Annotated in this window: 21 protein-coding genes; 9 read left to right on the top strand and 12 right to left on the bottom strand. The window is 72.8% G+C overall.

Going from position 1 to position 24,225, the window contains the following annotated elements:
• Positions 1-52: 52 nt before the first annotated feature.
• Positions 53-697 (bottom strand): HNH endonuclease family protein, encoded by a 645-nt coding sequence (locus OG379_RS12065; protein WP_405661966.1) that lies wholly within the window; start codon positions 695-697, stop codon positions 53-55.
• 210 nt (positions 698-907) lie between these two features.
• Here OG379_RS12065 and OG379_RS12060 point away from each other — a divergent pair, with 210 nt between their 5' ends.
• A complete protein-coding gene (locus tag OG379_RS12060) occupies positions 908-1,642 on the top strand; it encodes an ABC transporter permease (RefSeq protein WP_393761577.1) in 735 nt (244 codons plus the stop codon).
• A 69-nt stretch (positions 1,643-1,711) separates the two neighbouring features.
• Here the strand turns inward: OG379_RS12060 and OG379_RS12055 are convergent, their stop codons facing one another.
• On the bottom strand, positions 1,712-2,374 hold the full coding sequence (locus tag OG379_RS12055; RefSeq protein ID WP_405661963.1) for an HAD-IA family hydrolase: 663 nt from the start codon (positions 2,372-2,374) through the stop codon (positions 1,712-1,714).
• Between the two features lie 191 nt (positions 2,375-2,565).
• Positions 2,566-3,531, bottom strand: a complete 966-nt coding sequence (locus OG379_RS12050; protein ID WP_405661961.1) for a peptidoglycan-binding protein — start codon at positions 3,529-3,531, stop codon at positions 2,566-2,568.
• Between the two features lie 139 nt (positions 3,532-3,670).
• On the opposite strand from OG379_RS12050, the gene OG379_RS12045 reads away from it, so the two are divergent.
• Positions 3,671-5,716, top strand: a complete 2,046-nt coding sequence (locus OG379_RS12045; protein ID WP_405661960.1) for a DHA2 family efflux MFS transporter permease subunit — start codon at positions 3,671-3,673, stop codon at positions 5,714-5,716.
• 18 nt (positions 5,717-5,734) lie between these two features.
• Here OG379_RS12045 and OG379_RS12040 read toward each other — a convergent pair whose 3' ends face one another.
• Entirely contained in the window at positions 5,735-6,211 is a 477-nt protein-coding gene (locus tag OG379_RS12040; RefSeq protein WP_405661958.1) for a GNAT family N-acetyltransferase, read from the bottom strand.
• A 64-nt stretch (positions 6,212-6,275) separates the two neighbouring features.
• Here OG379_RS12040 and OG379_RS12035 point away from each other — a divergent pair, with 64 nt between their 5' ends.
• Together OG379_RS12035 and OG379_RS12030 are read left to right on the top strand one after the other, a co-directional pair.
• Positions 6,276-7,358: a serpin family protein gene (locus OG379_RS12035; protein WP_405668485.1), complete on the top strand. Its 1,083-nt coding sequence runs from the start codon at positions 6,276-6,278 to the stop codon at positions 7,356-7,358.
• A 209-nt stretch (positions 7,359-7,567) separates the two neighbouring features.
• Complete coding sequence (locus OG379_RS12030; RefSeq protein WP_405668483.1) at positions 7,568-9,589, top strand: bifunctional glycosyltransferase 87/phosphatase PAP2 family protein; 2,022 nt, start codon at positions 7,568-7,570, stop codon at positions 9,587-9,589.
• Between the two features lie 167 nt (positions 9,590-9,756).
• On the opposite strand, the gene OG379_RS12025 is transcribed toward OG379_RS12030, so the two are convergent.
• The gene (locus OG379_RS12025; RefSeq protein ID WP_405661956.1) at positions 9,757-11,112 is read right to left on the bottom strand and encodes an MFS transporter; all 1,356 of its coding nucleotides are present in this window, start codon (positions 11,110-11,112) and stop codon (positions 9,757-9,759) included.
• 190 nt (positions 11,113-11,302) lie between these two features.
• Positions 11,303-11,965, bottom strand: coding sequence for a TetR family transcriptional regulator (locus tag OG379_RS12020; RefSeq protein ID WP_104785160.1), 663 nt, complete (start codon positions 11,963-11,965; stop codon positions 11,303-11,305).
• A 155-nt stretch (positions 11,966-12,120) separates the two neighbouring features.
• Here OG379_RS12020 and aroQ point away from each other — a divergent pair, with 155 nt between their 5' ends.
• From aroQ to OG379_RS12005, 3 genes are read left to right on the top strand one after another with little or no spacing between them, the layout of a single operon-like run.
• Positions 12,121-12,591 carry a type II 3-dehydroquinate dehydratase gene (aroQ, locus tag OG379_RS12015; RefSeq protein ID WP_405661953.1) on the top strand — a complete coding sequence of 157 codons (471 nt, stop codon included), beginning with the start codon at positions 12,121-12,123 and terminating at the stop codon, positions 12,589-12,591.
• Positions 12,588-13,451: a shikimate dehydrogenase gene (locus OG379_RS12010; RefSeq protein ID WP_405661951.1), complete on the top strand. Its 864-nt coding sequence runs from the start codon at positions 12,588-12,590 to the stop codon at positions 13,449-13,451. The genes aroQ and OG379_RS12010 overlap by 4 nt, the downstream gene beginning before the upstream one ends.
• Positions 13,452-13,481: 30 nt before the next feature.
• Positions 13,482-15,296 carry a bifunctional sugar phosphate isomerase/epimerase/4-hydroxyphenylpyruvate dioxygenase family protein gene (locus OG379_RS12005; RefSeq protein WP_405661949.1) on the top strand — a complete coding sequence of 605 codons (1,815 nt, stop codon included), beginning with the start codon at positions 13,482-13,484 and terminating at the stop codon, positions 15,294-15,296.
• Here OG379_RS12005 and OG379_RS12000 read toward each other — a convergent pair whose 3' ends face one another.
• From OG379_RS12000 to OG379_RS11980, 5 genes are read right to left on the bottom strand one after another with little or no spacing between them, the layout of a single operon-like run.
• On the bottom strand, positions 15,297-16,115 hold the full coding sequence (locus OG379_RS12000) for an ECF transporter S component (protein ID WP_405661947.1): 819 nt from the start codon (positions 16,113-16,115) through the stop codon (positions 15,297-15,299).
• Entirely contained in the window at positions 16,112-17,827 is a 1,716-nt protein-coding gene (locus OG379_RS11995; protein ID WP_405661944.1) for an ABC transporter ATP-binding protein, read from the bottom strand. The genes OG379_RS12000 and OG379_RS11995 overlap by 4 nt, the downstream gene beginning before the upstream one ends.
• Positions 17,824-18,969, bottom strand: coding sequence for an energy-coupling factor transporter transmembrane protein EcfT (locus OG379_RS11990; RefSeq protein WP_393761550.1), 1,146 nt, complete (start codon positions 18,967-18,969; stop codon positions 17,824-17,826). Before OG379_RS11990 ends, OG379_RS11995 begins: the two co-directional genes overlap by 4 nt.
• Positions 18,966-19,652, bottom strand: a complete 687-nt coding sequence (locus OG379_RS11985) for an SCO2322 family protein (protein ID WP_405661942.1) — start codon at positions 19,650-19,652, stop codon at positions 18,966-18,968. Before OG379_RS11985 ends, OG379_RS11990 begins: the two co-directional genes overlap by 4 nt.
• A complete protein-coding gene (locus tag OG379_RS11980) occupies positions 19,649-20,902 on the bottom strand; it encodes a prenyltransferase/squalene oxidase repeat-containing protein (RefSeq protein WP_393761546.1) in 1,254 nt (417 codons plus the stop codon). The genes OG379_RS11985 and OG379_RS11980 overlap by 4 nt, the downstream gene beginning before the upstream one ends.
• A 271-nt stretch (positions 20,903-21,173) precedes the next feature.
• On the opposite strand from OG379_RS11980, the gene OG379_RS11975 reads away from it, so the two are divergent.
• A complete protein-coding gene (locus tag OG379_RS11975; protein ID WP_405661939.1) occupies positions 21,174-21,680 on the top strand; it encodes a hypothetical protein in 507 nt (168 codons plus the stop codon).
• Here the strand turns inward: OG379_RS11975 and OG379_RS11970 are convergent.
• Positions 21,662-23,143 (bottom strand): PHB depolymerase family esterase, encoded by a 1,482-nt coding sequence (locus tag OG379_RS11970; protein WP_405661936.1) that lies wholly within the window; start codon positions 23,141-23,143, stop codon positions 21,662-21,664. The two genes, OG379_RS11975 and OG379_RS11970, sit on opposite strands and share 19 nt — an antisense overlap.
• Before the next feature lie 263 nt (positions 23,144-23,406).
• Here OG379_RS11970 and OG379_RS11965 point away from each other — a divergent pair, with 263 nt between their 5' ends.
• A complete protein-coding gene (locus tag OG379_RS11965) occupies positions 23,407-24,192 on the top strand; it encodes a 3-hydroxybutyrate dehydrogenase (RefSeq protein WP_393761540.1) in 786 nt (261 codons plus the stop codon).
• Positions 24,193-24,225 lie beyond the last annotated feature (33 nt).

Raw genomic sequence — 24,225 nt, 5'->3', positions numbered from 1 at the left:
GTAGGGTACGGGGCGACGGAGGAGGGCGGGTCCCGCCGGGGCGGGAGGGCGGTCAGCAGCCGTTCAGGACGGACTGCAGGGCGCTCTTCTCGGTGGAGTCGACGGTGAGGTCGTAGTAGTGCTTCACGTGCACCCAGGCGCGGGCGTAGGTGCAGCGGTAGGTGGTGCGTGACGGGAGCCACTCACCCGGGTCCTGGTCGCTCTTGGACTGGTTGACGTTGTCGGTGACCGCGATGAGCTGAGGGCGGGTCAGGTCGTTGGCGAAGGACTGGCGCTCCGCGTTGGTCCAGCCGCTGGCCCCGGAACGCCAGGCCTCGGCGAGCGGGACCATGTGGTCGATGTCCAGGTCGGACGCGGCGGTCCAGGTGGCGCCGTCGTACTCCGAGTACCAGCTGCCGCTGGTCGCGGCGCAGGCGGAGTCCTGTACGACGCCGGTGCCGTCACGCTTCAGCACCACCTCGCGGGTGTTGCACGCTCCCGACTGGGTGATCCAGTGCGGGAACTTGTCGCGGCTGTAGCCGGACGAGGAGCCCTCGGTGGAGACGGTGAGCTGCCCCAGATACGTACGGGCGGTCGAGGCGCTGACCGGGGTGGGCATCGCGGCCTGGGCGGTGGGGGCCGTGAGGAGCCCGGTGGTGGCGGCGAGCGCGGCCGAGGCGGCGACGACGGCTATGCGACGCGCGTAGATACCGGACATGTGAACTCCCTTGGTGTGGGGGGATGTCGAGCGGGCGACCTGTCGAGCCGGACCATCGTGGCGGCGCCGGGTTTCGTCGGGGTGGTCGCCAGGTAACAGAGTGACGACATGCGCACGTCACATCAAGAGGTAGGACGGTCGGTCTGACGTCCCGTCCGAAGGTTGTTCGAGTACGGAGGTTGACGGCCCGGCAGCCCTTAGGGTTGCCGCGTGCTGCTTCCGGTCGGTCCCGCCCTCGGTGTCGTGCTCGCCGTGCTCCTGGTGTGCGCCGCCGCCGTCGCCGCGTGGGCCTCGCTGGGCAGGTCGCGTGAGATCGCCGTCGCAGGGGTGCGGGCCGCGGTCCAGCTGGCCGTCGTCTCCCTGCTCATCGGCTGGGTGGTGCGCTCCCTGGGGCCCCTGCTCGGCTTCCTGGCGCTGATGTTCGCGGTCGCGGTGCGCACCGCGGGCCGGCGGATCACCCGTAACCGCACCTGGTGGTGGGCCGCCGTGCCGATCGCGGCGGGCGTCGTGCCGGTGGTGGTGGCGCTGCTGCTCACCGGGCTCCTTCCGGCGCGGGGAATCACCCTGATCCCGGTCACCGGCATCCTCATCGGGGGCGCGCTCACCGCGACCGTGCTCGGCGGGCGCCGCGCGCTGGACGAGCTCGAGGTGCGGCGCGGGGAGGTGGAGGCGGGGATGGCGCTCGGTCTGCTCGACCGGGACGCCCGGCTGGAGATCGCCCGCCCCGCCGCTTCGGACGCGCTGCTGCCGGGGCTGGACCAGACCCGGACCGTGGGGCTCGTCACCCTGCCCGGGGCCTTCGTGGGCATGCTGCTGGGCGGCGCCTCACCTGTGGAGGCGGGCGCCGTTCAGCTGTTCGTCCTGGTGGCGCTGATGGCGGTCCAGACGGTCGCCGTCGCACTGGTGCTGGAGCTGGTCGCCCGGGGGGTGCTGCACCGGGAGTGAGACGAGGACGGCCCCGCTCGGGCTGTACGCCGAGCGGGGCCGTCCTCGAAGGATGAACCGGGGAAAGGGTTACGGGGTGTCGATGTGCAGGCGGATCGAGCCGTCCGCGCCCGCCTCCACCCGGAGTCGCGTCAGGTCCTCGACATGGGCGTCGGGGGAGAGCGCCGCCGCGCGCGGGCCGACGCCCACGACGCGCATGCCGGCCGCACGGCCCGCCGCGATGCCCGCCTCGGAGTCCTCGAAGACGATGCAGTCCGCCGGGTCGAAGCCCAGCTCGGCCGCGCCCTTGAGGAAGCCCTCGGGGTCGGGCTTGCTGGCGCCGACCATCTCCGCGGTCACGCGGGTCTCCGGCACCGGCAGGGCCGCGGCGGTCATCCGGGCCTGGGCGAGCGCCTCGTCGGCGGAGGTCACCAGTGCGTGGGGGAGGCCGGCGATCGACGCCATGAAGGCGGTGGCGCCGCCGATGGGCACCACGCCGTCCGTGTCGGCGGTCTCCTCGGCGAGCATGATCCGGTTCTCCGCGTAGTTCTGCTCCATGGGACGGTCCGGCAGCAGCGCGGCCATCGTGGCGTAACCCTGGCGGCCGTGGACCACCTTGAGCGCCGCCTCGGGGTCGAGCCCCTGTGCGATCGCCCAGCGACGCCAGCAGCGCTCCACCACCGCGTCGGAGTTCACGAGGGTGCCGTCCATGTCCAACAGGAGGGCGCGGGCTTCGAGGACGGTGGCCGACATCGGCATGCTCCAGAGCGCGGGGGAACAGCTCGTAGCTGCGGTGAAGAAAACAAGTAGCCCCGCCCGCCGGTCAGGGAGAACGAGCGGAGGCTACTTTGTTCCTCCACGATACAAAAACCTCCGCCGAAACGCCAATCCCGCGGTCGGAGATGTCGTGGAGTCCGCGCCGACCGGTATCCGAACCCGGACGCTCAGGACCGGCGCCCGTGGCCGCTCGTCTGTGCCTCCAGGGCGCGGCGGGTCTCCGGGCCGTAGACACCCGAGGGATCGCCCTTGACCGACACCCACCTCTGGAACTCGGCCACGGCGTCCTCCACCCGCTCCGAGTAGTCGCCGTCGTCCGGCCCCCGGTAGACCCAGACCTCCTGCAGTCGTCGCTGGAGCTCGGAGACCTCCGCGCCGCGGTCGCCGCGCCGCAGCGTGCTCCCCGACGCCTCCTCGACGGGCGGTGCCGCCGCGGCCGTCGTGGGGGCGGGCGCCTTCGTCGCGGACACGGACGGCGACGGTGACGTCGAAGGGGTGGCCGAACGCGACGCCGACGGGCTCTTCGACGGCGAGGCGGACGCCGAGGGCGACGCCGACGCGGACCCGGACGGCGTGGCCGAGGGGGACGCGGACGGGGACACCGACACCGACGCGGCCGGCTCGTCGCTCGCGGCCGGCGCGCTCGTCGTGACCTCGGGCAGCGCGGTGTCCCGGCGCTCCTCGTCGTCGAACAGCCCGCTCGCGAAAGCAGCCGTGCCCACCACCGCGGCGACCGCCGCCCCCACGGCGACAACGGCGAACGGGCGCCGGCGGCGCGGTTGCACCGGGTCGGGGCCGCCGCCCGCATAGGAGGCGGCCGTACGCCGGCGGGTCTCGTCCGCGGTGACCGCGTCGGGCGGCGCACCCGGCGAGACCCCGGGTCCCGGCGCTCCGCCTCCCGCGCCGTCCAGGAACAGCGGCATCGTCGTCTCCGCCGCCGGGGCGCCGGAGCCCTCGGTCTCGTCGCTGTTCAGCGTCACATAAGGCCGGATCCGCAACGGGTCGAAGTCCTCGGCCGCCGCGATTTCCGCCGACCGGGCGTCCCGCTCGGCCGTACGGGCACCGCAGGCACACCCCGCCCCGGGTCTCGCGCCCTGCTCGCCACCGCACTCCGGGCATACGTGTCCGGTCATTGTGGGTTCCCCTCCCCATCGAACTGCCTGCGATTATGCAGGCCGCCACAGGCAAGCCCAACGCCCGTACCGCTGCTCGGCAGGCCATAACGTCACAGAGCGGACAGGATAGGGGGGAAGCGGACCCGAGGAGATGCCCATGGCCCAGCAGTTGAGCCCGCCACCCCTGGCGGAAGGTGAGGGGCGGTCCCGGCGGAACGTCCTGGTGTCCATCGGCGCACTGCTCCTCGGCATGCTGCTCGCCGCACTCGATCAGACCATCGTGTCCACCGCTCTGCCCACGATCGTCAGCGAACTGGGCGGCCTGGACCACCTGTCATGGGTGGTGACCGCCTACATGCTGGCGGCGACCGCGGCGACCCCGCTCTGGGGCAAGCTCGGCGACCAGTACGGGCGCAAGAAGCTCTTCCAGACGGCCATCGTCATCTTCCTCGTGGGCTCCGCGCTCTGCGGGATGGCCCAGAACATGCCGCAGCTGATCGGCTTCCGAGCCCTCCAGGGGCTCGGCGGCGGCGGACTGATGGTGCTGTCGATGGCCATCGTCGGCGACATCGTCGCCCCTCGCGAGCGAGGCAAGTACCAGGGCCTGTTCGGAGCGGTGTTCGGGGTGACCAGCGTGCTGGGACCGCTGCTCGGCGGCTTCTTCACCGAGCACCTCAGCTGGCGCTGGGTCTTCTACATCAACCTGCCCGTCGGCGTCGTCGCGCTGCTCGTCATCGCCGGTGCCCTGCACATCCCGGTCCGCCGCACCAAGCACACCATCGACTACCTGGGCACCTTCCTCATCGCCTCCGTCGCCACCTGCCTGGTCCTCGTCGCCTCGCTCGGCGGGACCACCTGGGCCTGGGCCTCCCCGCAGATCATCGTCCTCACGGTCCTCGCCGTGGTGCTGCTCGTCGCGTTCATCGCGGCCGAGCGACGGGCGGCCGAACCGGTGCTGCCGCTGAAGCTCTTCCGGAAGCGGACCTTCACCCTCGTCGCCGTCATCAGCTTCGTCATCGGCTTCGCCATGTTCGGCGCCATGACCTACCTGCCGACATTCCTCCAGGTGGTGCACGGCATCACCCCGACCCTGTCCGGTGTGCACATGCTGCCCATGGTCCTCGGGCTGCTGATCACCTCGACCGGCTCCGGCCAGATCGTCAGCCGGACCGGCCGCTGGAAGGTCTTCCCGATCGCCGGCACCGCCATCACCGTCGTCGGCCTGCTGCTGCTCCACACCCTCTCCGAGAACAGTTCCACCTGGACGATGAGCCTCTGCTTCTTCGTCTTCGGCGCCGGACTCGGCCTGGTCATGCAGGTGCTCGTGCTGATCGTGCAGAACTCCGTCGGCTACGAGGACCTCGGCGTGGCCACCTCCGGGGCGACCTTCTTCCGCTCCATCGGAGCGTCCTTCGGCGTGGCCGTGTTCGGCACCATCTTCACCAACCGGCTCTCCGGCAAACTCCAGGAGGCGCTCAGCGGCCGTTCCCTGCCGCCCGGTGTCGACGCCGGGGCACTGGCCGCCGACCCCCGGGCCATCGGCCGGCTCCCGGCCGATCTGCGCCCCTCGGTGCTGAGCGCCTACTCGACCTCGATCACCGACGTCTTCCTGTACGCCGTGCCCGTCGTCCTCGTCGCGTTCGTCTTCTCCTGGTTCCTCAAGGAGGAGCCCCTGCGCGGATCGGTGACGGCGCCCGACACCAGCGAGACCCTGGCCTCCAACCCGGTCCAGCGCTCCTCGTACGACGAATGCGCCCGCGCCCTCTCGGTGCTCGCCACCCGCGAGGGGCGCCGGGAGATCTACGAGAAGATCACCGAGAAGGCCGGGTACGACCTGCAGCCCGCCGCCAGCTGGCTGCTGCTGCGCATCAAACGGCACGGCACCGTCGAGCCGGGCCGGCTGGCCGAGGTCGCCCCCGTGCCGCTGCGGGTGATCACCTCGGCCGCCCGCCAGGTGGAGGGGCACGGCTTCGCCCGGCGCGAGGGCATGCAGCTGGTGCTCACCGAGAAGGGCGCGGAGGCCGTGGTCAAGCTCTCGCACGCCCGCGAGGAGTCGCTGGCCGAGCTCCTGGGCGACTGGTGGGGCCCGGACCGGCCCACCGACCTGATCCGGCTGGTGACGGAGCTGTCGTCCGAGGTGAGCGGGTCGAGCAAGGAGCGGCCGCACATGCCCGAACCGCGCCGCGACCACTCGGTGGGCTGACGGCCCGCCCGGAGGAGCTCAGAGCTCCTTGGCGAGCCAGTGCTCCGCGTAGGGGCCCTGGTTGAACGCCGGAATCTCCGCATAACCGTGCTTCGCGTACAGCCCGCGCGCCTCCACCAAGTCGTTACGGGTGTCGAGACGGATCCGCCGCACCCCGTACGCCCGCGCGGCGCTCTCGATGCCCGCGAGCAGCAGGCCGCCACCGCCCGTCGAGCGGAAGGCGGGCCGGACGTACACCCGGGTCAGCTCCGCCGTCGCCGCGTCCACCAGCCGCAGGCCCGCGCAGCTCGCCGGCTTGCCGTCGTACCGGCCCACCAGGAACTCCCCGGTGGGCGGGGCGAGCCGGTCGACGCCGTCGTCCCTCAGCCCGTCGTCGATCTCAGCCGTGGTCGCCGGACGGCCCCAGTAGCGGCTCGCCACCTCGTCGTAGTAGTCCCGCCGCAGCAGGGTCGCCTCGGGGCTGCCGAAGTGTTCGGGGGTCACGGTCCACGTCATTCGTACATTCTGTCCAGGGTGCGACGGGATGACGAACCATTAATACGTGCAGGGGGCAGTGAACATGCGGGACACGACCACGACGGCGGCCGTCCAGCGGCTCGGGGAGCGGTGGATCCGGGAGCTGGCGCGGCCCGGAAGGGGCGGCTTCGTGTGCTCGCCCGCCGGACTGTGGCTGGCCCTGGCGGCCGCCGCCGCGGGCGCCCGTACGGAGACGGCCGCCGAGCTGCGCACCCTGCTCGGTGTGGCGGGCCCGGGGGCCGCGGCCGTGGTGACGGACGCGGCGCGGGAGTGGGAGCGCACCGAGGCGCTGAATGTGGCGACCAGGGTGTGGAGCAGGCTGACCATCCGTCAGGAGTACAAGGACGCGCTCCCCGACATCGCGTTCGGGCCGGTCGACCAGGACGAGATCGACGCCTGGGTGTGCGAGCGGACCGGCGGCCTGATCGAACGGCTGCCGATGGAGCTCGACGGTGTCTCCTTCGCACTCGTCAACGCGCTGGCCCTGAAAGCGCTCTGGGAGACCCCTTTCGAGGTGAACCGGACGCGCGAGGCCCCCTTCACCGACGATGCGGGCAGGACACGCCCGGCAGCGACGATGCACGCGTCGGTGCCGGTGCGGGACGCGTGGACGGTCGCCGGCGCGCACGTCGTGGAGCTGCGCTGCCGTACGGAGCGGGGCGCCGCGGCTCCGGCGCGGATCAGGCTGGTCCTGGGGGAGCCGGGAGCGGGCGCGGCGCAGGTCCTGCCCGCGGCGTGGGCGTCCGGCGAGGAGCGTGCCCCGCTCGATGCCGACGAAGTGACGGTCGCCGTTCCGAGATTCACCCTGCGTACGAACATTCAGGTCGACGACCAGCTGCCGGCCCTCGGTGTACGTCGCGCGACCACGATGGCCCTGGCGGACTTCTCGGGACTCTCCCGGCAGCCCGTCTGTATCTCCGACGTGGTCCAGGAAGCCGTGCTGAAGGTCGCGGAGGAGGGTGTGGAGGCCGCGGCGATCACGGTCGTGGCCCTGCGGACGGCGGTCGCACGACGGGGGCGGCACATCGCCTTCGACCGGCCCTTCGGGATCGTCGTCCTGGACGGCTCCTCGGACGTCCCCCTCTTCGCGGGCTGGCAGGCGGACATACCGGCGTACGAGGACTGACCCGGCCCGATGACGGATGCCGCCAGAAGGGCCGCCGAGTCCTGTCCGGGCATTCTTTCGGCAAACCAGTGGTGACAGTCAGGCTAAGTGGGGGTTGATGGTGTCTACCTCATAGGGCAATGCGAGGCTTCATCCGCACATACCCGGGCCGAGGGGACAGTGCATGAAAACGGGAGGGTCGGCGCAGCGTGACAGATGTGGAGCGCAGTGTGCGGGGGGACGCGGCGGCGGATCCGGGGACGAGAGCCGCTACGGCGAGAGCTGTCCTGTGGCTGCTCGTCGGCGTCCTGGCGGTACGGCAGGTGGCGGTGGTGCTCCGGCGGCCGCCGGGTGAACGCCTCACCGATCTGGAGACCTGGACCGGTGCGACCGGGGTCCTGCACATCGCGGGGTCCCTGTACGACCCGGGCAGGTTCACCGGGACGCCCTTCGCCGGGCTGGTGCTGAAGCCGCTGACGGTCTCCGCGCAGCAGGCGCTCGGCGTGGTGTGGACCTTCGGTTCGCTGCTGCTCGTCGTGGGACTCGGCTTCGTCGCCGTCCGCGCCCTGCCCGCGCCGGTGGGCCGGCGTACCGCGTTCCTGGCGGCGCCCGTCGCGATCACCCTGCTGATGGTGTCGCTGCCCGTCCGCAACACCCTGCACCTGGGCCAGACCAGCATCCTCCCGGTCCTGCTGGTGCTCGTCGCCTGTTTCGCGGCACGCGGTGAGCGCCTTCCGGGCGTGCTGACCGGTGTCGCCGCGGCCCTCCAGCCCGCCGTCCTGCTCTTCGCCGTCCTGTTCTGGCTCACCGGGAGACGCAGGGCCGCCGTGAGCGGCGGTGCCACCTTCGCCGTCTGCACGGCGCTGGCCTGGGCGGTGATGCCGCGTGACTCATGGGCGTACTGGGTGCACCATCTCGCGGGTGCCGGCCTCGGGGACAGCCCGGACAGCCTGGCGAACCAGTCCCTGCACGGCGCACTGCTGCGCTTCGGTCTCCAGGGTCCGCTCGAGATCGCCCTGTTCCTCGTCCTCGCCGCCGCCGTCGTCCTTCTCGGACTGCGCCGCGCGGCGCACTACGCCCAGGACGGGCAGCTGCTCCTGGCCGTCGCGATCACCGGATGCGTGGCCGTCGCCGTCTCTCCCACCGCATGGCAGCACCAGCTTCTCTGGGTGCTGCTCGCCGTCGTCGGCCGGGCCGGCACCCGGGCCTCGGACCGGCTGGTCTGGCCGGCGGTCGTGGTGCTCGTCCTCACCCTGCCGGGGAAGATGCTGCTGCCGAACGTCGGCGTGGTCCTGCCCGTGCGCGACAACATCCTGCTCGTCGCCGCGCTCGGCGCGGCCTGCGCCGTGCCCTTCCTCTCCCGCACCTCGCCCTACTGGCAGCGGCCGATCCCCACGGACTACGCGAAGCCGGTGCCGGCGCGTCACGCGTGGGTGCCGCTGCTGCCGTTCTGGCGGCGCGTGCTCAGCCGCCCCAACCTGCTGCTGGAACTCCTGCTCATCAGGGTCGTCTACTCCGCCTACGCGAAGGTCCGGCTGGCGGCCACCGCCGGGCGCTCCACCGCCGAGGAGCACGGCCGGCAGATCCACTCCGCGGAGCAGTGGCTGCACATCGACATCGAGCACTGGGCCAACCACACCGTCGTCGGCATCCCCTGGCTGCGGGACTTCTTCGACTACTACTACTCGACGTTCCACTTCATCGTGCCGCTCGCGATCCTCGGGGTGCTGTACGTGCGGCGGCCCCCGGACTACCGCTGGGCCCGCAGCACCATCGGGTTCGCCACGGTCCTCGCCCTCGTCGGCTTCTGGCTCTACCCGCTGGCACCGCCGCGTCTGATGCCGGGGCTCGGATTCATCGACACGGTCCACGGTGTGCAGGACCTCGACAGCCCCGATTTCGGGGCGCTGACCGCGATGACCAACCAGTACGCGGCGATGCCGTCCCTGCACTTCGGCTGGTCGCTGTGGTGCGGTGTGGTGATCGCCCTGCTCGCGCCGAAGGCGTGGATGAAGGTCCTGGGGCTGCTGCACCCGCTGTTCACGGTCTCCGCGATCATCGCGACGGGCAACCACTGGGTGCTGGACGCGGTCGGCGGTGCGGCGGTGGTGGCCGCGGGCTTCGGGCTGACGTACGCCCTGTCGGGGCCGCGCAGGCTCCAGGCCGTCCCCGGTGCGGCCGGGCGGCCGGACCGCGAGGCCGGGGACGCGGCCGGGGAGCCGGCCCCCGAACCGGCCGGCAGCAAGGCGTAGGGCGGACACCGGCCGGACCGGCACACGGGCCGAAGGGGTGCGGGGCGGCCCTCCCGAGCCGGCCCCGCACCCCTTCGGGGTGGATCGCCGCGTCCCCCGGGGTCCGTCCGCGGCGGCGGGTCCGCCACTCGGACGGCTCAGCGCCGGGGGCGGCGCCGTGCGGGGGATCAGGCCTTGACCGACACTCCGGGCTCCGCGGCGACCGCGCCGCGCTCCCCGAGCTGTTCCGTGTCCACATGTGCCGTCTCGCGGGCGGAGAGCGCCGCGACGACCGGCGGCAGACAGAGGGCGGCGGCGAAGACGGCGACCCCGGCCCAGTTGTCGCCGTCGGGCCCGGCGATCTGCGAGGCGAAGGCCACGGCGAAGCCGGCGATGGCGAAGCCGGTCTGGGTGCCGATCGCCATGCCCGAGAGCCTGACCCGGGTGGGGAACATCTCGGCGTAGAAGGCGGGCCAGATGCCGTTGGCCGCGCTGTAGACGACGCCGAAGACCAGCACGCCGAGGATCAGCACCAGCGGATAGCTGCCCGTGGAGATCGCCCACAGGTACAGGGGCATCACCACCGCGCTGCCCACGGCGCCGATGAGGAAGACCGGCCGGCGACCGACGCGGTCCGAGAGCCGCGCCCAGAGCGGGATGGTGAACAGGGCGACCACATTGGCCAGCGCGCCCACCCAGAGCATGCCGGTGCGGCTCAGGCCGACGGCGTCGCTGGTGGCGTACGACAGCGCCCAGACGGTGAAGATCGTGCTGACCGTGGCGATCACGGAGGCCGCGACGACCCGCAGCACGTCGGCCCAGTGGTCGCGCAGCAGCACGGCCAGCGGCATCTTGGCCACGCCCTCGGTCGCCGCCTGCTTGGTGAAGACCGGGGTCTCCTCCAGGGTGCGCCGGATGACGTAACCGGTGACCGCGACGGCGACGCTCAGCCAGAACGGGATGCGCCAGCCCCAGGAGAGGAGCTGCTCCTCGGGCAGGACGGCGACCGGGATGAACGCCAGGGTCGCGATCAGCTGACCGGCCTGCGTCCCGTTGATGGTGAAGCTGGTGAAGTAGCCGCGCCGGTGCTGGGGCGCGTGTTCCAGGCTCATCGAGTTGGCGCTGGCCTGCTCACCCGCCGCGGAGATGCCCTGAAGGATCCGCAGGAGGACGAGCAGGACGGGTGCCGCCCCGCCGATCTGCTCCCGGGTGGGCAGACAGCCGATGAGGAACGTCGAGAGGCCCATCAGCATCAGCGTGAAGACCATGATCTTCTTGCGGCCGAGCCGGTCGCCGACGTGCCCGAGGAAGAGTGCGCCGACCGGACGGGCCGCGTAGGCGACACCGAAGGTGGCCAGCGACATCAGGGTCGCGTTCGCCGGATCGGACTCGTCGAAGAAGACCTCGGGGAAGATCAGCGCCGCCGCGCTGCCGTAGATGAAGAAGTCGTAGTACTCCAGCGCGCTGCCGATCCAGGCGGCGAGCGCCGCTTTACGGGGCTGGGCCTGCGGTGGGGGAGCGGGGGAGGGGGCGTGAGCGGTCACGTCGGGGCTCCTTCGGGGGACGTTCCGTGCGGGGAGAGGCGAGCGGACCCGGCTAATTAACGCACTAGATAGTTAGTTGCGGATGGCTACGGATGTTGCGAGCAGTTGTCGCCCCTGTCAAGAGTTCGCACAGAATCCAGGTGCTGGGTTCGCGCGAAATCCGGCCCTTCCTCCCCGAAAGGTCCGGGCCCTACTCCGCCCGGTCGGCCGTGAGGTACGCGATGATCATGTCGCCCAGCATGGTCCGGTAGTGCTCGCGCCGTCCGGTGTCCACCAGGTCGCGGCCGAAGAGCGCGCCGAAGGTGTGTCTGTTCGCGATGCGGAAGAAGCAGAACGAGCTGATCATCGCGTGCAGGTCCACGGCGTCGACGTCCGCCGTGAACAGCCCCGACGCGCGCCCCGTGTCGAGGATGCGCCGCAGGACCTCGATCGCCGGGGAGCTGATGCGGCTCAACTCGGCCGAGGCCGCGATGTGTTCGGCCTCGTGGATGTTCTCGATGCTGACCAGGCGGATGAAGTCCGGGTGGTCCTCGTGGTGGTCGAACGTCACCTCGGCCAGCCGGCGCACCGCCGCCACGGGATCGAGGTGTTCGACGTCCAGCAGCTGTTCCGCCTCCCGGATCCTGGTGTACGCCCGCTCCAGGACCGCGGTGAACAGCTGCTCCTTGCCGCCGAAGTAGTAATAGATCATCCGCTTCGTGGTCCGGGTCCGGGCGGCGATCTCGTCGACCCGGGCACCCGCGTAGCCGATGCGGGCGAACTCCCGCGTCGCCACGGTGAGGATCTCGTCCTTGGTGCGCGCCGCGTCACGGGTCCGCACGGCGGGCTGGGCGGGTCCTTCGGTGCTTGTCATCCCGATCCTTCGCGGCAGGCGGTGCGTGCTCGCGATTCTAGAGCGGGTGCCCGGGGCGGCTGATTCGGCCCGGGGTCTTCCCTGGGCGGCCATCTTTCGGTATGACTAACTAACCAGTCCGTACATTAAGTCGATGCAGCCACAGGAAGTGAACGATGCCGAACACCCCGGCCCCGCCCCCTGGCGTCCCGGTCCTCGTGCTGAACGGTCCCAATCTCAACCTGCTGGGCCTGCGCGAGCCGGCGGTGTACGGAAAGGACACCCTGGCCGCTGTCGACGAGCTCTGCCGGAACACGGCGGCGCCCCTCGGACTGCGTGCCGACTGCAGGCAGAGCAACCATGAGGGGGTGCTCATCGACGCCGTCCACGAAGCCCGCACCGCACACCGGGGCATCGTGATCAACCCCGCCGGGTACAGCCACACCTCGGTCGCCCTGCGGGACGCGCTCGCCGCAGCGGAACTGCCGGTCGTGGAGGTCCACCTCTCGAACATCCACCGGCGGGAGGCCTTCCGCCACCACAGCTACGTCTCGGCCGTCGCCGACACCGTCATCTGCGGGGCGGGTGCCCACGGATACGCCCTGGCGCTCACCCACCTCGCCCAGCTCCTGGAGGACCACCGGTGAGCCCGGACTCCTATCTCGTCGGCCTCATCGGCTCCGGTATCGGCCCCTCCCTCAGCCCCGCGCTCCACGAACGCGAAGCGGACCGGCAGGGCCTGCGCTACCTCTACCGCCTCATCGACATCGGCACGCTCGGTGTCCCGCCGGAGAAGACCGGTGAACTCGTCCGCTCCGCACGCGACATGGGTTACGACGGCCTCAACGTCACCCACCCCTGCAAGCAGCAGGTCCTCGCCCACCTCGACGCGCTCTCACCGCAGGCCGAGGCGCTCGGCGCGGTCAACACCGTGGTCTTCGACGGTGACCTCGCGATCGGCCACAACACCGATGCCACCGGTTTCGCCGCCTCCTTCGCACGCGGTCTGCCCGACGCGCCGCTGGAGCGCGTCGTGCAGCTGGGAGCCGGCGGTGCCGGAGCCGCCGTCGCCCACGCTCTCCTCGCCCTCGGCGCCGGCCGGCTCACCGTGCTGGACGCCCTGCCCGACCGGGCCGCTGCGCTCGCGGACTCCCTGAACCACCACTTCGGCCCGGGCCGGGCGGTGGCGGCGGACCTCCTGGACATCGCGGCACGGACGGCAGGCGCCGACGGCCTGGTCAACGCCACACCCATCGGCATGGCCGCCCACCCCGGGCTCCCGCTCCCCGCGGAACTGCTGCATTCCGGCCTGTGGGTCGCCGAGGTCGTCTACCGGCCGCTGGAGACCACGCTCGTCCGCACCGCCCGCGCGCTCGGCTGTCCCACCCTGGACGGCGGGGGCATGGCCGCCTACCAGGCCGCCGACGCCTTCCGGCTCTTCACCGGCCGCGAACCCGACACCGCCCGCATGCTCGCGGACATCGCCGACCTCACGTCCGCCCACTGAATCGCGCAGGAAGCCCGCAGGAGGACCGACATGCGTACGTCCATCGCCACCGTCTCGCTCAGCGGCACGCTCACCGAGAAACTCACCGCGGCGGCGCGCGCCGGCTTCGACGGTGTGGAGATCTTCGAGAACGACCTGATCGGGAGCCCGCTGAGCCCCGAGGAGATCAGGGAACGGGCGGCCGACCTCGGTCTGACGATCGACCTCTTCCAGCCGATGCGCGACATCGAGGCCGTCCCCGCCGACGAGTTCGCCCGCAACCTGCGGCGCGCCGAGCACAAGTTCCGGCTGATGCGGCGGCTCGGCGCCGACACCGTCCTGGTCTGCTCCAGCGTGTCGCCGAACGCCGTCGACGACGACGCCCTCGCCGCCGAGCAGCTGCGCCGGCTGGCGGACCTCGCGCAGGAGTCCGGCATCCGCGTCGCGTACGAGGCGCTGGCGTGGGGCCGCCACGTCAGCACGTACGAGCACGCCTGGCGCATAGTCGAGGCCGCGGACCACCCCGCCCTCGGGGTCTGCCTGGACAGCTTCCACATCCTGGCCCGGGGCTCCGACGTCGCGGGGATCGAGGCCATCCCGGGGGAGAAGATCTTCTTCCTGCAGCTCGCCGACGCCCCGCAGATGTCGCTCGACGTGCTGCAGTGGAGCCGCCACCACCGCTGTTTCCCGGGCCAGGGCGACCTCGACGTCACCGGTCTCGTGCGGGCCGCCGTCCGCGCCGGATACGACGGGCCCCTCTCCCTCGAGGTGTTCAACGACGTCTTCCGCCAGGCGGACGCGGGCCGCACCGCGGTGGACGCCCTGCGCTCGCTGACGCTGCTCCAGGAGTCGGCCGGGCTGACCGTGCCTCCGGAGCCGGTCGTCCCCACCGGGTTCGCCTTCGTCGAGATCGCGACGGCCGACACGGCCAGGATCGCGCCTCTGCTGACCGCGCTGGGCTTCTCCCGTACGGCCAGGCACTCCGGGAAGCCGGTGGACCTCTGGGAACAGGGTGAGGCCCGCATCCTGCTCAACACCGACACCGGCAGCCACCGGCCGGAGCCCTCGCTCACCGCGGTGGGCCTGGAGAGCCCCGACCCGGCGGGAGCCTCCGCACGGGCCGAGTCGCTGCTCGCCCCCGTCCTGCCCCGCCGCCGCGCCCCCGGTGACGCCCCGCTGGACGCGGTGGCCGCGCCCGACGGCACCGAGTTCTTCTTCTGCGTCACCGACCGCCCCGACGACACGGAAGAGGGCACCGCGCGCGCCGGCTGGACCGGTGACTTCGCGCCCGCCCCGCACACCCCCGGCCCCGTCGGGATCACCCGCGTCGACCATGTGGCGCTGACCCAGCCCTGGCACCACTTCGACGAGGCGACCCTCTTCCACCGCGGCGTGCTCGGTCTCCAGCCGCACGCGAGCGTCGACCTCGCCGACCCGTACGGCCTGCTCCGCAGCCGGGCCGTCAGCAACGAGGACGGCACCGTGCGCATCGCCCTGGGCGTGGGGGCGTCCCCCACCGAGGACCCGGCCCGGGGAGGACGGCCCCAGCACGTGGCCCTGGCCACCGACGACCTCGTCACCACAGTCCGCCGCGTCCTCGCGGCCGGCGCCCGGATGCTGCCCGTGCCGGCCAACTACTACGACGACCTGGCCGCGCGCCACGAGTTCGCCCCGGGCGAGCTGGAGACCTACCGCGAACTCGGCATCCTCTACGACCGGGACGGGAAGGGCGAGTTCCGGCACTGCTACACCGTGACGACCGGCCGCGTCTTCTTCGAACTCGTCGAGCGCGACGGCGGATACGACGGGTACGGCGCCACGAACGCCCCCGTCAGGCTCGCCGCGCAGCACGCACTGGCCGACTGATCAGTCCGGGAGCGCCTCGAAGTCCGCCCGCGCGTCGAACGCGGCGCGGCGGGTGGCCCGGCGCAGGGCTCTCAGCAGCGTCGGGCCGATGGCCGCCGTCAGGACGACCGTGAGGACGGCGCGGCCCAGGTCCCAGCCGATCGAGGTGGCGGTGCAGTACGCGAGGAAGCGCACCAGGTTCTCGCTGAGCGGGTCGCCCGGGACGAAGGAGATGCCCGAGCCGAGCCCCGGCACGATCGTCCAGCCGTACAGATTCATCACCGTGCCGTACGCGAACGCCGCCGCGAAGCCGTACCCCGCCAGCATCAGCAGCTCGCCCCGGCCGCGCAGCCGGTCCGGGCCCGGCAGCAGGCCCGCGCCCATGGTGAACCAGCCCATCGACAGCATCTGGAACGGCATCCACGGACCGACCCCGCCCGTGAGCAGCGCCGAGGCGAACATCGTGACCGAGCCGAGCACGAAGCCGAAGCCCGGCCCCAGAACCCGGCCGCTCAGCACCATCAGGAAGAACATGGGCTCCAGGCCGGCCGTCCCCGCGCCCAGCGGACGCAGCGCCGCCCCGACCGCGGCGAGGACGCCCAGCATCGCGACTGCCTTCGCGTCCAGACCGGAGTCCGCGATCGTCGCGAGGACCACCCCGACGAGCAGCACCAGCAGGACGGCGAAGAGCCACGGCGCGTCCTGCGCGTGGGCGAGACCGGAGTCCGCCCCCGCCAGCAGCGGCCAGCCGAAGGCGGCCAGCCCGACGGCGCTGATCAGGACGAGGGCGGCGACGGCGTGCGGACCGAGCCGGACCGGGCGGGTGGACCGGGCCGTCACGCGAGAGCCTCCAGAGCCCTGCGCACCTGCGACACCGTCAGCCACTCCCGCGGCGCCAGGATCTTCGAGATCTGCGGGGCGAAGGCGGGCGAGGAGACCACGACCTGCCGGGTCGGGCCGTCGGCGACGGCCTCACCGTCGGCCAGGATCACCACCCGGTCGGCCAGCTCCGCCGCCAGCTCCACATCGTGCGTGGCCAGGATGATCGCGTGGCCCTCGGCGGCCAGCCGGCGCAGTACGCCGACGAGCCGCCCCTTCGCCGCGTAGTCCAGCCCCCGCGTCGGCTCGTCCAGGAGGAGGAGCGGGGGCCGGGCGGTGAGCACCAGGGCGAGGGCCAGCGCGAGCCGCTGGCCCTCCGAGAGATCACGGGGGTGGATGTCGTCGGGCACCCCGGGCAGCAGCTCGGAGACCAGCGCCCGGCAGGTGCCCCCCGGCGCGCCCGCGTCGGAGTCGGCCGCCGCGCACTCGGCGGCGACCGTGTCCGCGTACAGCAGGTCGCGCGGCTCCTGCGGTACGAGCCCGACCCGGCGCACCATGTCGCGCGGCGGCGTACGGGACGGGTGCGACCCACCGACCAGGACGGAGCCCGTGGTCGGCTCGGTCATCCCGACAAGGGTCGTCAGCAGGGTCGACTTCCCCGCGCCGTTACGGCCCATCAGGGCCACGGTCTCGCCCGGCGCGACGGCCAGCGTCACCCCGCGCAGCGCCTGGACCCGCCCGTGCCGGACCCCGAGCTTCTCGACCCGGGTGACCGCGTCGAGGACCGGGGGGAGCGCGGGTGCCGCTGCCGGGCGGCGGCCGAGCAGCCGGCCCAGCAGACCGGGGCGGACGGCGGGGGGAGAGGGGAGCGGAGCCACCGCGGCGGCCGCCGGGGCCTCGCGCGCCGGCGGTTCCACATCGGCGAGACGCTCCCGCAGGTCCACCGCACGGCGCCGGGCGTCGCGCACCGACAGCGGCAGCGGATCCCAGCCCACGAGCCGGCCCAGCGCCACCACCGGCGGACGGACGGGCGAGAGGGCCATGATGTCGGCGGGAGCTCCCATCACCGGGGCGGCGCCGGGCGCGGGCAGCAGGAGGACCTGGTCGGCGTACTGCACCACACGCTCCAGCCGGTGTTCGGCCATCAGCACCGTCGTGCCCAGGTCGTGCACCAGCCGCTGGAGGACCGCGAGCACGTCCTCGGCCGCCGCGGGGTCCAGGGCGGACGTCGGCTCGTCGAGAACGAGGACCCTGGGGTGCGGGGTGAGGACCGAACCGATCGCGACCCGCTGCCGCTGGCCCCCGGAGAGCGTGGCGATCGGCCGGTCGCGGAGCTCCGCCAGTCCCAGCAGATCCAGCGTCTCCTCGACGCGGCGGCGCATCACGTCCGGGGCGAGGCCCAGCGACTCCATGCCGTACGCCAGCTCGTCCTCCACGGTGTCCGTCACGAAGTGGGCGAGCGGATCCTGGCCCACCGTGCCCACCAGGTCGGCGAGTTCACGCGGCTTGTGGGTCCGGGTGTCCCGGCCCCCGACGGTGACCCGGCCGGTCAGCACCCCTCCGGTGAAGTGCGGCACGAGACCGGACACGGCACCCAGCAGAGTCGACTTGCCGACACCGGACGGGCCGACGGCCAGCACCAGTTCGCCCTCGGGGATCGTGAGGTCGACCCCGGACAGGGTGGGGCGCTCCGCGCCCTCGTACCGCACCGAGACGTTCTCGAACCGGATCATGAGCGCTCCTTGGAGTCCGAGGGGGAAGGCGGCAGCGGGGCCACCACGGCGGGCAGCAGCCCGATCAGCACGGCGGCGGCCGGCCACAGTGGCAGTACGGGGGCGGTGAGCGGGACGACGCCCGGGCGCAGGGCGTCCGGGGCGGCGGCGCCCGCCCAGACCATCGCCGCCGCGACGGCCGCACCCGAGGCGGCGACGAGCCAGGCGCGTACGCCCCAGCGGTCCGGCCGGTAGCGGGTACGCACCGAGCGTCGCCCACCGAGCCTCAGCCCGGCCAGCGCCGCGAGCAGCCCGGCCAGCAGCAACGGCAGCCCGTGCACGGCGCCCTGCGCGGCCAGCAGCCCGTACGTCCCCGCGCACACGCCCAGCAGCCCGCCGAGCGTCAGCACATGGGTGGTGCGGCGGACGGCGGGCGGGACCTGCGCGGTGCGCCCGTACCCGCGTGCGTCCATCGACGCCGCGACGGCCACCGAACGCTCCAGCGCGCCCTCCAGCACCGGCAGCCCGATCTGGAGCACGGCTCCGACCCCGCCGGTCGGACGGCCGCGCAGCCTGCGGGCCGTCCGCAACCGCGCCACGTCGGCGACCATGTTCGGCGCGAAGGTCATCGCGACGACGACGGCGACGCCCACCTCGTAGAGGGCGCCGGGCAGCGACTTCAGCAGGCGGGCCGGGTTGGCCAGCGAGTTCGCGGCCCCGATGCAGATCAACAGGGTGGCCAGCTTCGCGCCCTCGTACAGTGCGAACACCACCTGCTCCGCCGTGACCCGGCCGCCGATCCTGATCCCCTGCGCCCAGTCGGGCACGGGCACCCCGGGCATCGTGAACAGGGCATGCGTGCCGGGGACCGAGGAGCCGAGGACGACGGAGAACACCAGCCGTACGCCGACGACGACCAGCCCGAGCTTGATGAACGCCCCGTACGAACGGGCCCACGGGGCGTCCGTGCGGCGCGCCGCCACCACATAGCCGGCCACGCCCACCAGCAGCCCGAGCAGCAGCGGGTTGGTCGTACGGGACGCGGCGGTCGCCAGCCCGAGCGCCCACAGCCACCAGGCCCCGGCCGGCAGCGCGTTGCCCCGGGTGGCCCCGGGGGCGCGCAGGGCAGGGTGGAGCCGGGCCGGGCCGGTGGAGCGGGTCATCGGCGGCGGCGGGCCTGCAGCACAGCGGCGACACCCAGGACGAGCACCGCGCCGACGCCGGTGAGCACACCCACCGACGGGCCGCCGCCCCCGGAACCACCGTCCGTCGCACCGCCGTCGCCGGCGGTGGACGCGGTGGCCGGAACGCTGGACTCCGGTCCGTCGGAGCCCCCGTCGACCTGTTCACCGCAGCCCGACCGCGGATAGCCCGAGATCGCGCAGAGCATCGCGGCGCTGTCGTACCGCAGGGGCTTCGCCACCGACGCGAGGGCCTCCGCCGTGCTCGCGTCCGGTGCGACCCGGGCACAGGCGGTACGCGGCGCGGGCGGCTTCTCGCCGTCCGGCGCGTCCGCCGCCGTGCCCGGATCGATGACCAGCGCGATCCGCTTCAGACCGTCCTTCGCCGGGGTGTCCGCGCAGACGGCCCCGAAATCGGGCGCGCGGCGCGGCTGCGCCGAGTCCTGGGAATCCGCGCTCACCGAGAAGCGGAAACCCTGCACCGCGCCGTCGTCCGGCCGGACCACGGAAGGACCCTGGGTGGCGTACGTCCAGCTCTTCCCGCCATCACTCTCCCAGAACGACCAGTAGCGGTAACCGGCCGCCTGCGCACTCCCCACGCCCAGCACGGCCAGGACGGCGCCGACGAGGACCAGCACCGCCGCCGTCCGCAGCGGGGGCCTCACAGCTGCTGGTTCTTCCGGCGTCCGCTGAGCAGGAAGCCGATGCCGGCGCCGAAGGCGAGACCGATGCCGATGATCCACCAGAGGCCGAGCCCCTCGTCGTCACTGCTCGTGTCCGCCGGCTTCTCCGGTGTCGTCGCGGTCGGCGAGGGCACGGCGGTCGCGGCGGGCGCGGGCCCCGTCGCGTTGAGCTGCTTCACGAGGTCGACGCCGCCGAAGTCACGTGCGTCGGTGCCGGTCGCGTGGGCGGCGAGCACCAGCTGGGCGGTGGCGGCGGGGCCGCCCTCCTTCGCCCAGCCCTGTGCGTGCTTCTCCAGATACGCGACCGCTCCGGCCGCCTTGTCCTTGTGGCCGGCCGCCGACAGCGCCACGACCGCGTCGGCCGTGTTGCCGAAGTCCGGCTGCGGCGCCGACTCCTCGGCGCCCGGCATGGGCGGCAGTTCCAGATGACCCGACCCGGCGAGGGTCTTCGCCAGGTAGTAGGCGCCGTTCTGCGCGGACTGCTCGGGGGTGAGACCGGAGCCCTCGGCACAGACGGGTGCCTTCGCCGCGTTGTAGTTCCCCGAGGCCATGCCCTTGCCCATCGCGCCGAGGACCGCGGCCGCCGTGGCGTCCGCGTTGGCGGTGAGCTCGCCCTTCTTGTCCGGCTGGTAGGCGAACGCCCCGCCGTCCTTGCCCCCGCAGGGCAGCGCGAAGGTCTGCAGCGCCGTGTACGGCGTCCTGCCGCCCTTCTTGGTGACCTCGGCGAGCGGCACGCCGGCCCGCGCCAGTGCCCCGGCCACGACGCCGGTGGAGTTGGCGTCGCTCGGGCTGCCCGGGTTGTAGCCCCAGCCGCCGTCCTCGTTCTGTACGGACTTCAGCCAGCTGACGCCGTTGTCCACGACCTCACGGTGCACGGCCAGCTCGACCATGGCCTGGACCGCCGCCGCGGTGGCGTTGGTGTCCGCGACCGTCTTCGCGTCACAGGGCTTGGAGGCGTCGCGGTAGGAGGGGAAGGCCCCGCTGTCGCACTGCTGGCCGACGAGCCAGTCCACCGACTGCGTGGCGGGCGTGACCAGCTCGATCTTCTGGGCGAGGAAGGCGAGCGACTGGCGCCACACCCCGTCGTACGTCGGGTCCTTGGTGCCGTACAGCCCAGCCGGGAGTTCAGGCGTGGACGGGGTCGGGCTCGGCGCGGCGACCGCCACCGGGGCGGCCGCTCCACAGAGCACGGCGGTGATCGCGAGCGCTGCCGCGCGGCGGCGTACGGACATGGCGGGCTGGGCCTCTCGAATGGGGTTTCTCCCCTGCTCGAGCTGGCCGAGCGCTCGGGGAAGGGTCGGCGCCGGATTCGTACCGGCTTCCCCCTGTACGGGCATGATGACGACCCGCCCACTCTACCGGGGTGCTCCCGGACCCCTCCGGGCGGACAGCCGCACTCCCTGGGCGAAGGGCCTTCCCAGCAGGTCAGACCCCATGCGAGACTCCGGCGGGGGGTCACACGGGCGCGTGCCCGTGGGGTTGGGACGACCGTGGGAAGCACCAGTGCGCAGACGAAGGACGGCGGCCGTCGCCGCCGTGGCGGCCGGATTCATGACGGTGACCACGGGCTGCGGCCTCATCAGTGACAGCGAGAGCGCACCGCCCCCTTCCCCGGACCCCACCCCGCCGTTCACCACGCCGACGGTCGCCGACGAGATAGCCGGCTTCGCCGAGGCCGCGGGCCTGCCGCCCGGCGACACCTCCACGGCCCGGCTGCCGGAGGGCGACTGGAACGGCTGCGTCGCGCCCTGGACGGGCTACGCGCCGGCGGCGGACGCCGCCGGCGCCTTCGAGGCGACGGTGATGCGGCTGCGGCAGCACGACTGGGAGATCGTCTCCAGCCATGCCGAGCAGGACGTCACCTACCGCACCCTCGCCAAGCGGGGCTGGAAGCTGTACGCCCGGTACTACGCGGTGGAGAACGCCGGGCGGACCGTGTCCCTCACCGCCGTCGAGGACGGCTGCCGGATCCCGGAGAAGATCAGGGACGACTACGAGGACCCGGCCTGACAGCCGGAGTCGGCGATCACGAAGTGGCCCGCGGGCGACTCCCTGAGGGTGTGGGTGACGAAGACGTTGTACAGCCCCATGTCCTGCTCCGAACCGTTCGCGTAGGCGTGACCGCCCGAGGTGTGGGCCCGGCCGGCCATCACATGGGCGTAGTTCGTCGCCGTGAAGCAGCGCGCCGGGTCCGTACCGCCGGACGTGGTCGCGGTCACGGCGGACGAGCCCGCCCCCGCGGCCCCCGAGGAGTCGGCCGCCGTCACGGTGTAGCGGTAGGAGGTGCCCGCGGTCAGGCCGGTGTCCGTGAAGGACGTCGACGCGGTCGTGGCCACCTTCGCGCCGTCGCGGTGCACCGTGTAGGAGGCCGCGCCCTCGACCGCGTTCCACGCCAGTGAGGCGCTGCTGTCCGTGACCCCGGTGACCTTCAGGCCTGCGGGGGCGGGCAGCCCGTCCCCACCGCCCGGTGCGTCCTTGTCGAGCCCCCAGAACACGCCCGTGTGGTACGCCGAGCAGATGGTGTTCAGGAAGTACGCGGCCGTCGACCCGCACCGGTCGGCGCCGGACCCCGGGCTCACCGGCAGGCCGTGTCCCATGCCGGAGACGGAGAACGTCTCCACGGCGGGCTGCCCCGACGCGTCCTCGTAGACGCTCCGGGTGGTGTTGCCGGGCAGGCTCTGGGTGCTCGACGGGGTCTGGCCGATGCCCCAGACATCGGTCCACTGGTCGCGCAGCGCCGTGGCGTTGGCCGGGTAGACCGTGTAGTCGGCGGTGCCCTGCCAGATCGCGACCCGGGGCCAGGGGCCGGTCCAGCCCGGGTAGGAGTTGCGCACCTTGTCGCCCCACTGGGCGGGGGAGAGCTTCTGCGGGCCCGTCTGGCAGCCCGGCGCGGCGGCCTGGCTGGTCGCGCACTGCGCGGGCAGTCCGGAGGCCACGGACCCGCCCGCGAAGACGTCCGGGTAGGCGGCGAGCAGATCGGCGGTCATCCCGCCGCCCGCCGACAGCCCGGTGACGTAGACCCGGCGGCCGTCCGAGCCGTACGTCTGCTTCGCGTACTCGACCATCTGCACGACGGACGCCGCCTCACCCCGGCCCCGGGTGCTCTCGGCCTGGTCGAACCAGCCGAAGCACGACAGGGCGTTGTTCGCCGAGGTGGTCTGCGGGAACACGACGTCGAAGCCCCACAGATCGGCGTACTTGGTCCAGCCCGAGTTGGTGTAGTACGCGTTGGCCGACTGGGTGCAGCCGTGCAGCGCGACCACCAGGGGCGCGCCCGGGGCGACGTTGTCCGGGGTGTACGCGAACATCTGCAGATTGCCGGGGTTCGAGCCGAAGCCGGTGACCTGCTGGAGACCGGCGGCCGCCGGGGCCGCGGGTGCCGCCACGGCGGACACCGGGTGCGCGGCGAGCAGGGTCAGGGCGGCGACGGAGGCGACGCGGCGGAGCAGGCGTCGCAGGATCGGTGGGCGCACGGTGGGGCCTCCTCGTCGGACGTGCGGGCGGACGTGCGGACTGCTGCCGGAACCTATGAGCAGGGGGCGGAGGCGCCCATGTGGCAGGCGGCCACCGGCCGCGTGCCGCTGTGTGCGGCGCTCCTCTTGCGCCCGCGTCCCGGACCGCCGGTGCGCGCGGGGCCCGCCGGCCCGCACCATGTACTCCGCCACCATGCGGCTGCCCCGGGGTGTGTGCACCGACCCCGTGTGATGCGGACCGCGACGTCCTTACGGTGACGCCCATGCAGACTTCCCTGACCCCCCGGCACGACCCCCTCGCCCCCTCCGTCCTCGCCGGACGCACCGCCCTGGTCACCGGGGCCGCGAGCGGCATCGGACTGGCCTGCGCGGAGGCACTCGCCGCCGCCGGAGCCCATGTGCACGTGGTGGACAAGGCGGGCGACGCCGCCAAGAGCCTGGCCGAACGGATCGGAGGAACGGCCTGGGTGGCCGACCTCTCCGTGGCCGAGGCGGTGGACGGACTGCCCGCCGACGCGGACATCGTGGTCAACAACGCGGGGCTGCAGCACGTGGCGCCGGTGCACGAGTTCCCGCCGGACACCTTCGCGCTGATCCACCGCGTCATGGTGGAAGCACCGTTCCGCATCTTGCGCCGCACGCTCCCCGGCATGTACGAACGCGGCTGGGGCCGCGTGGTCAACATCTCGTCCGTGCACGGACTGCGCGCCAGCCCCTACAAGTCGGCCTACGTCTCGGCCAAGCACGCACTGGAGGGGCTCAGCAAAGTGGTCGCACTCGAAGCGGCGCCGCACGGCGTGACGAGCAACTGCGTCAGCCCCGGTTACGTCCGCACTCCTCTGGTCGAGGACCAGATCGCGGACCAGGCGCGCAGCCACGGCATCTCCGAACAGGAGGTGGTGGGCCGGGTGCTGCTGGAACGCAGCGCCCTCAAGTCGCTGATCGAGCCCGGCGACGTGGCCGGTGCCGTCCTGTGGCTGTGCGGGCCCGGCACGACGCACATCACCGGAAGCTCCCTCACGATGGACGGCGGCTGGACCGCCAACTGACGCCCGACCGCCCACGGAAGCCGGAAGAACGAT

It is taken from the genome of Streptomyces sp. NBC_01166, assembly GCF_045039765.1.
Classification (GTDB): Bacteria; Actinomycetota; Actinomycetes; order Streptomycetales; family Streptomycetaceae; genus Streptomyces.
Note: the sequence above shows the minus strand (reverse complement) of the source record. Positions and strands in the feature narration are given on the sequence as shown.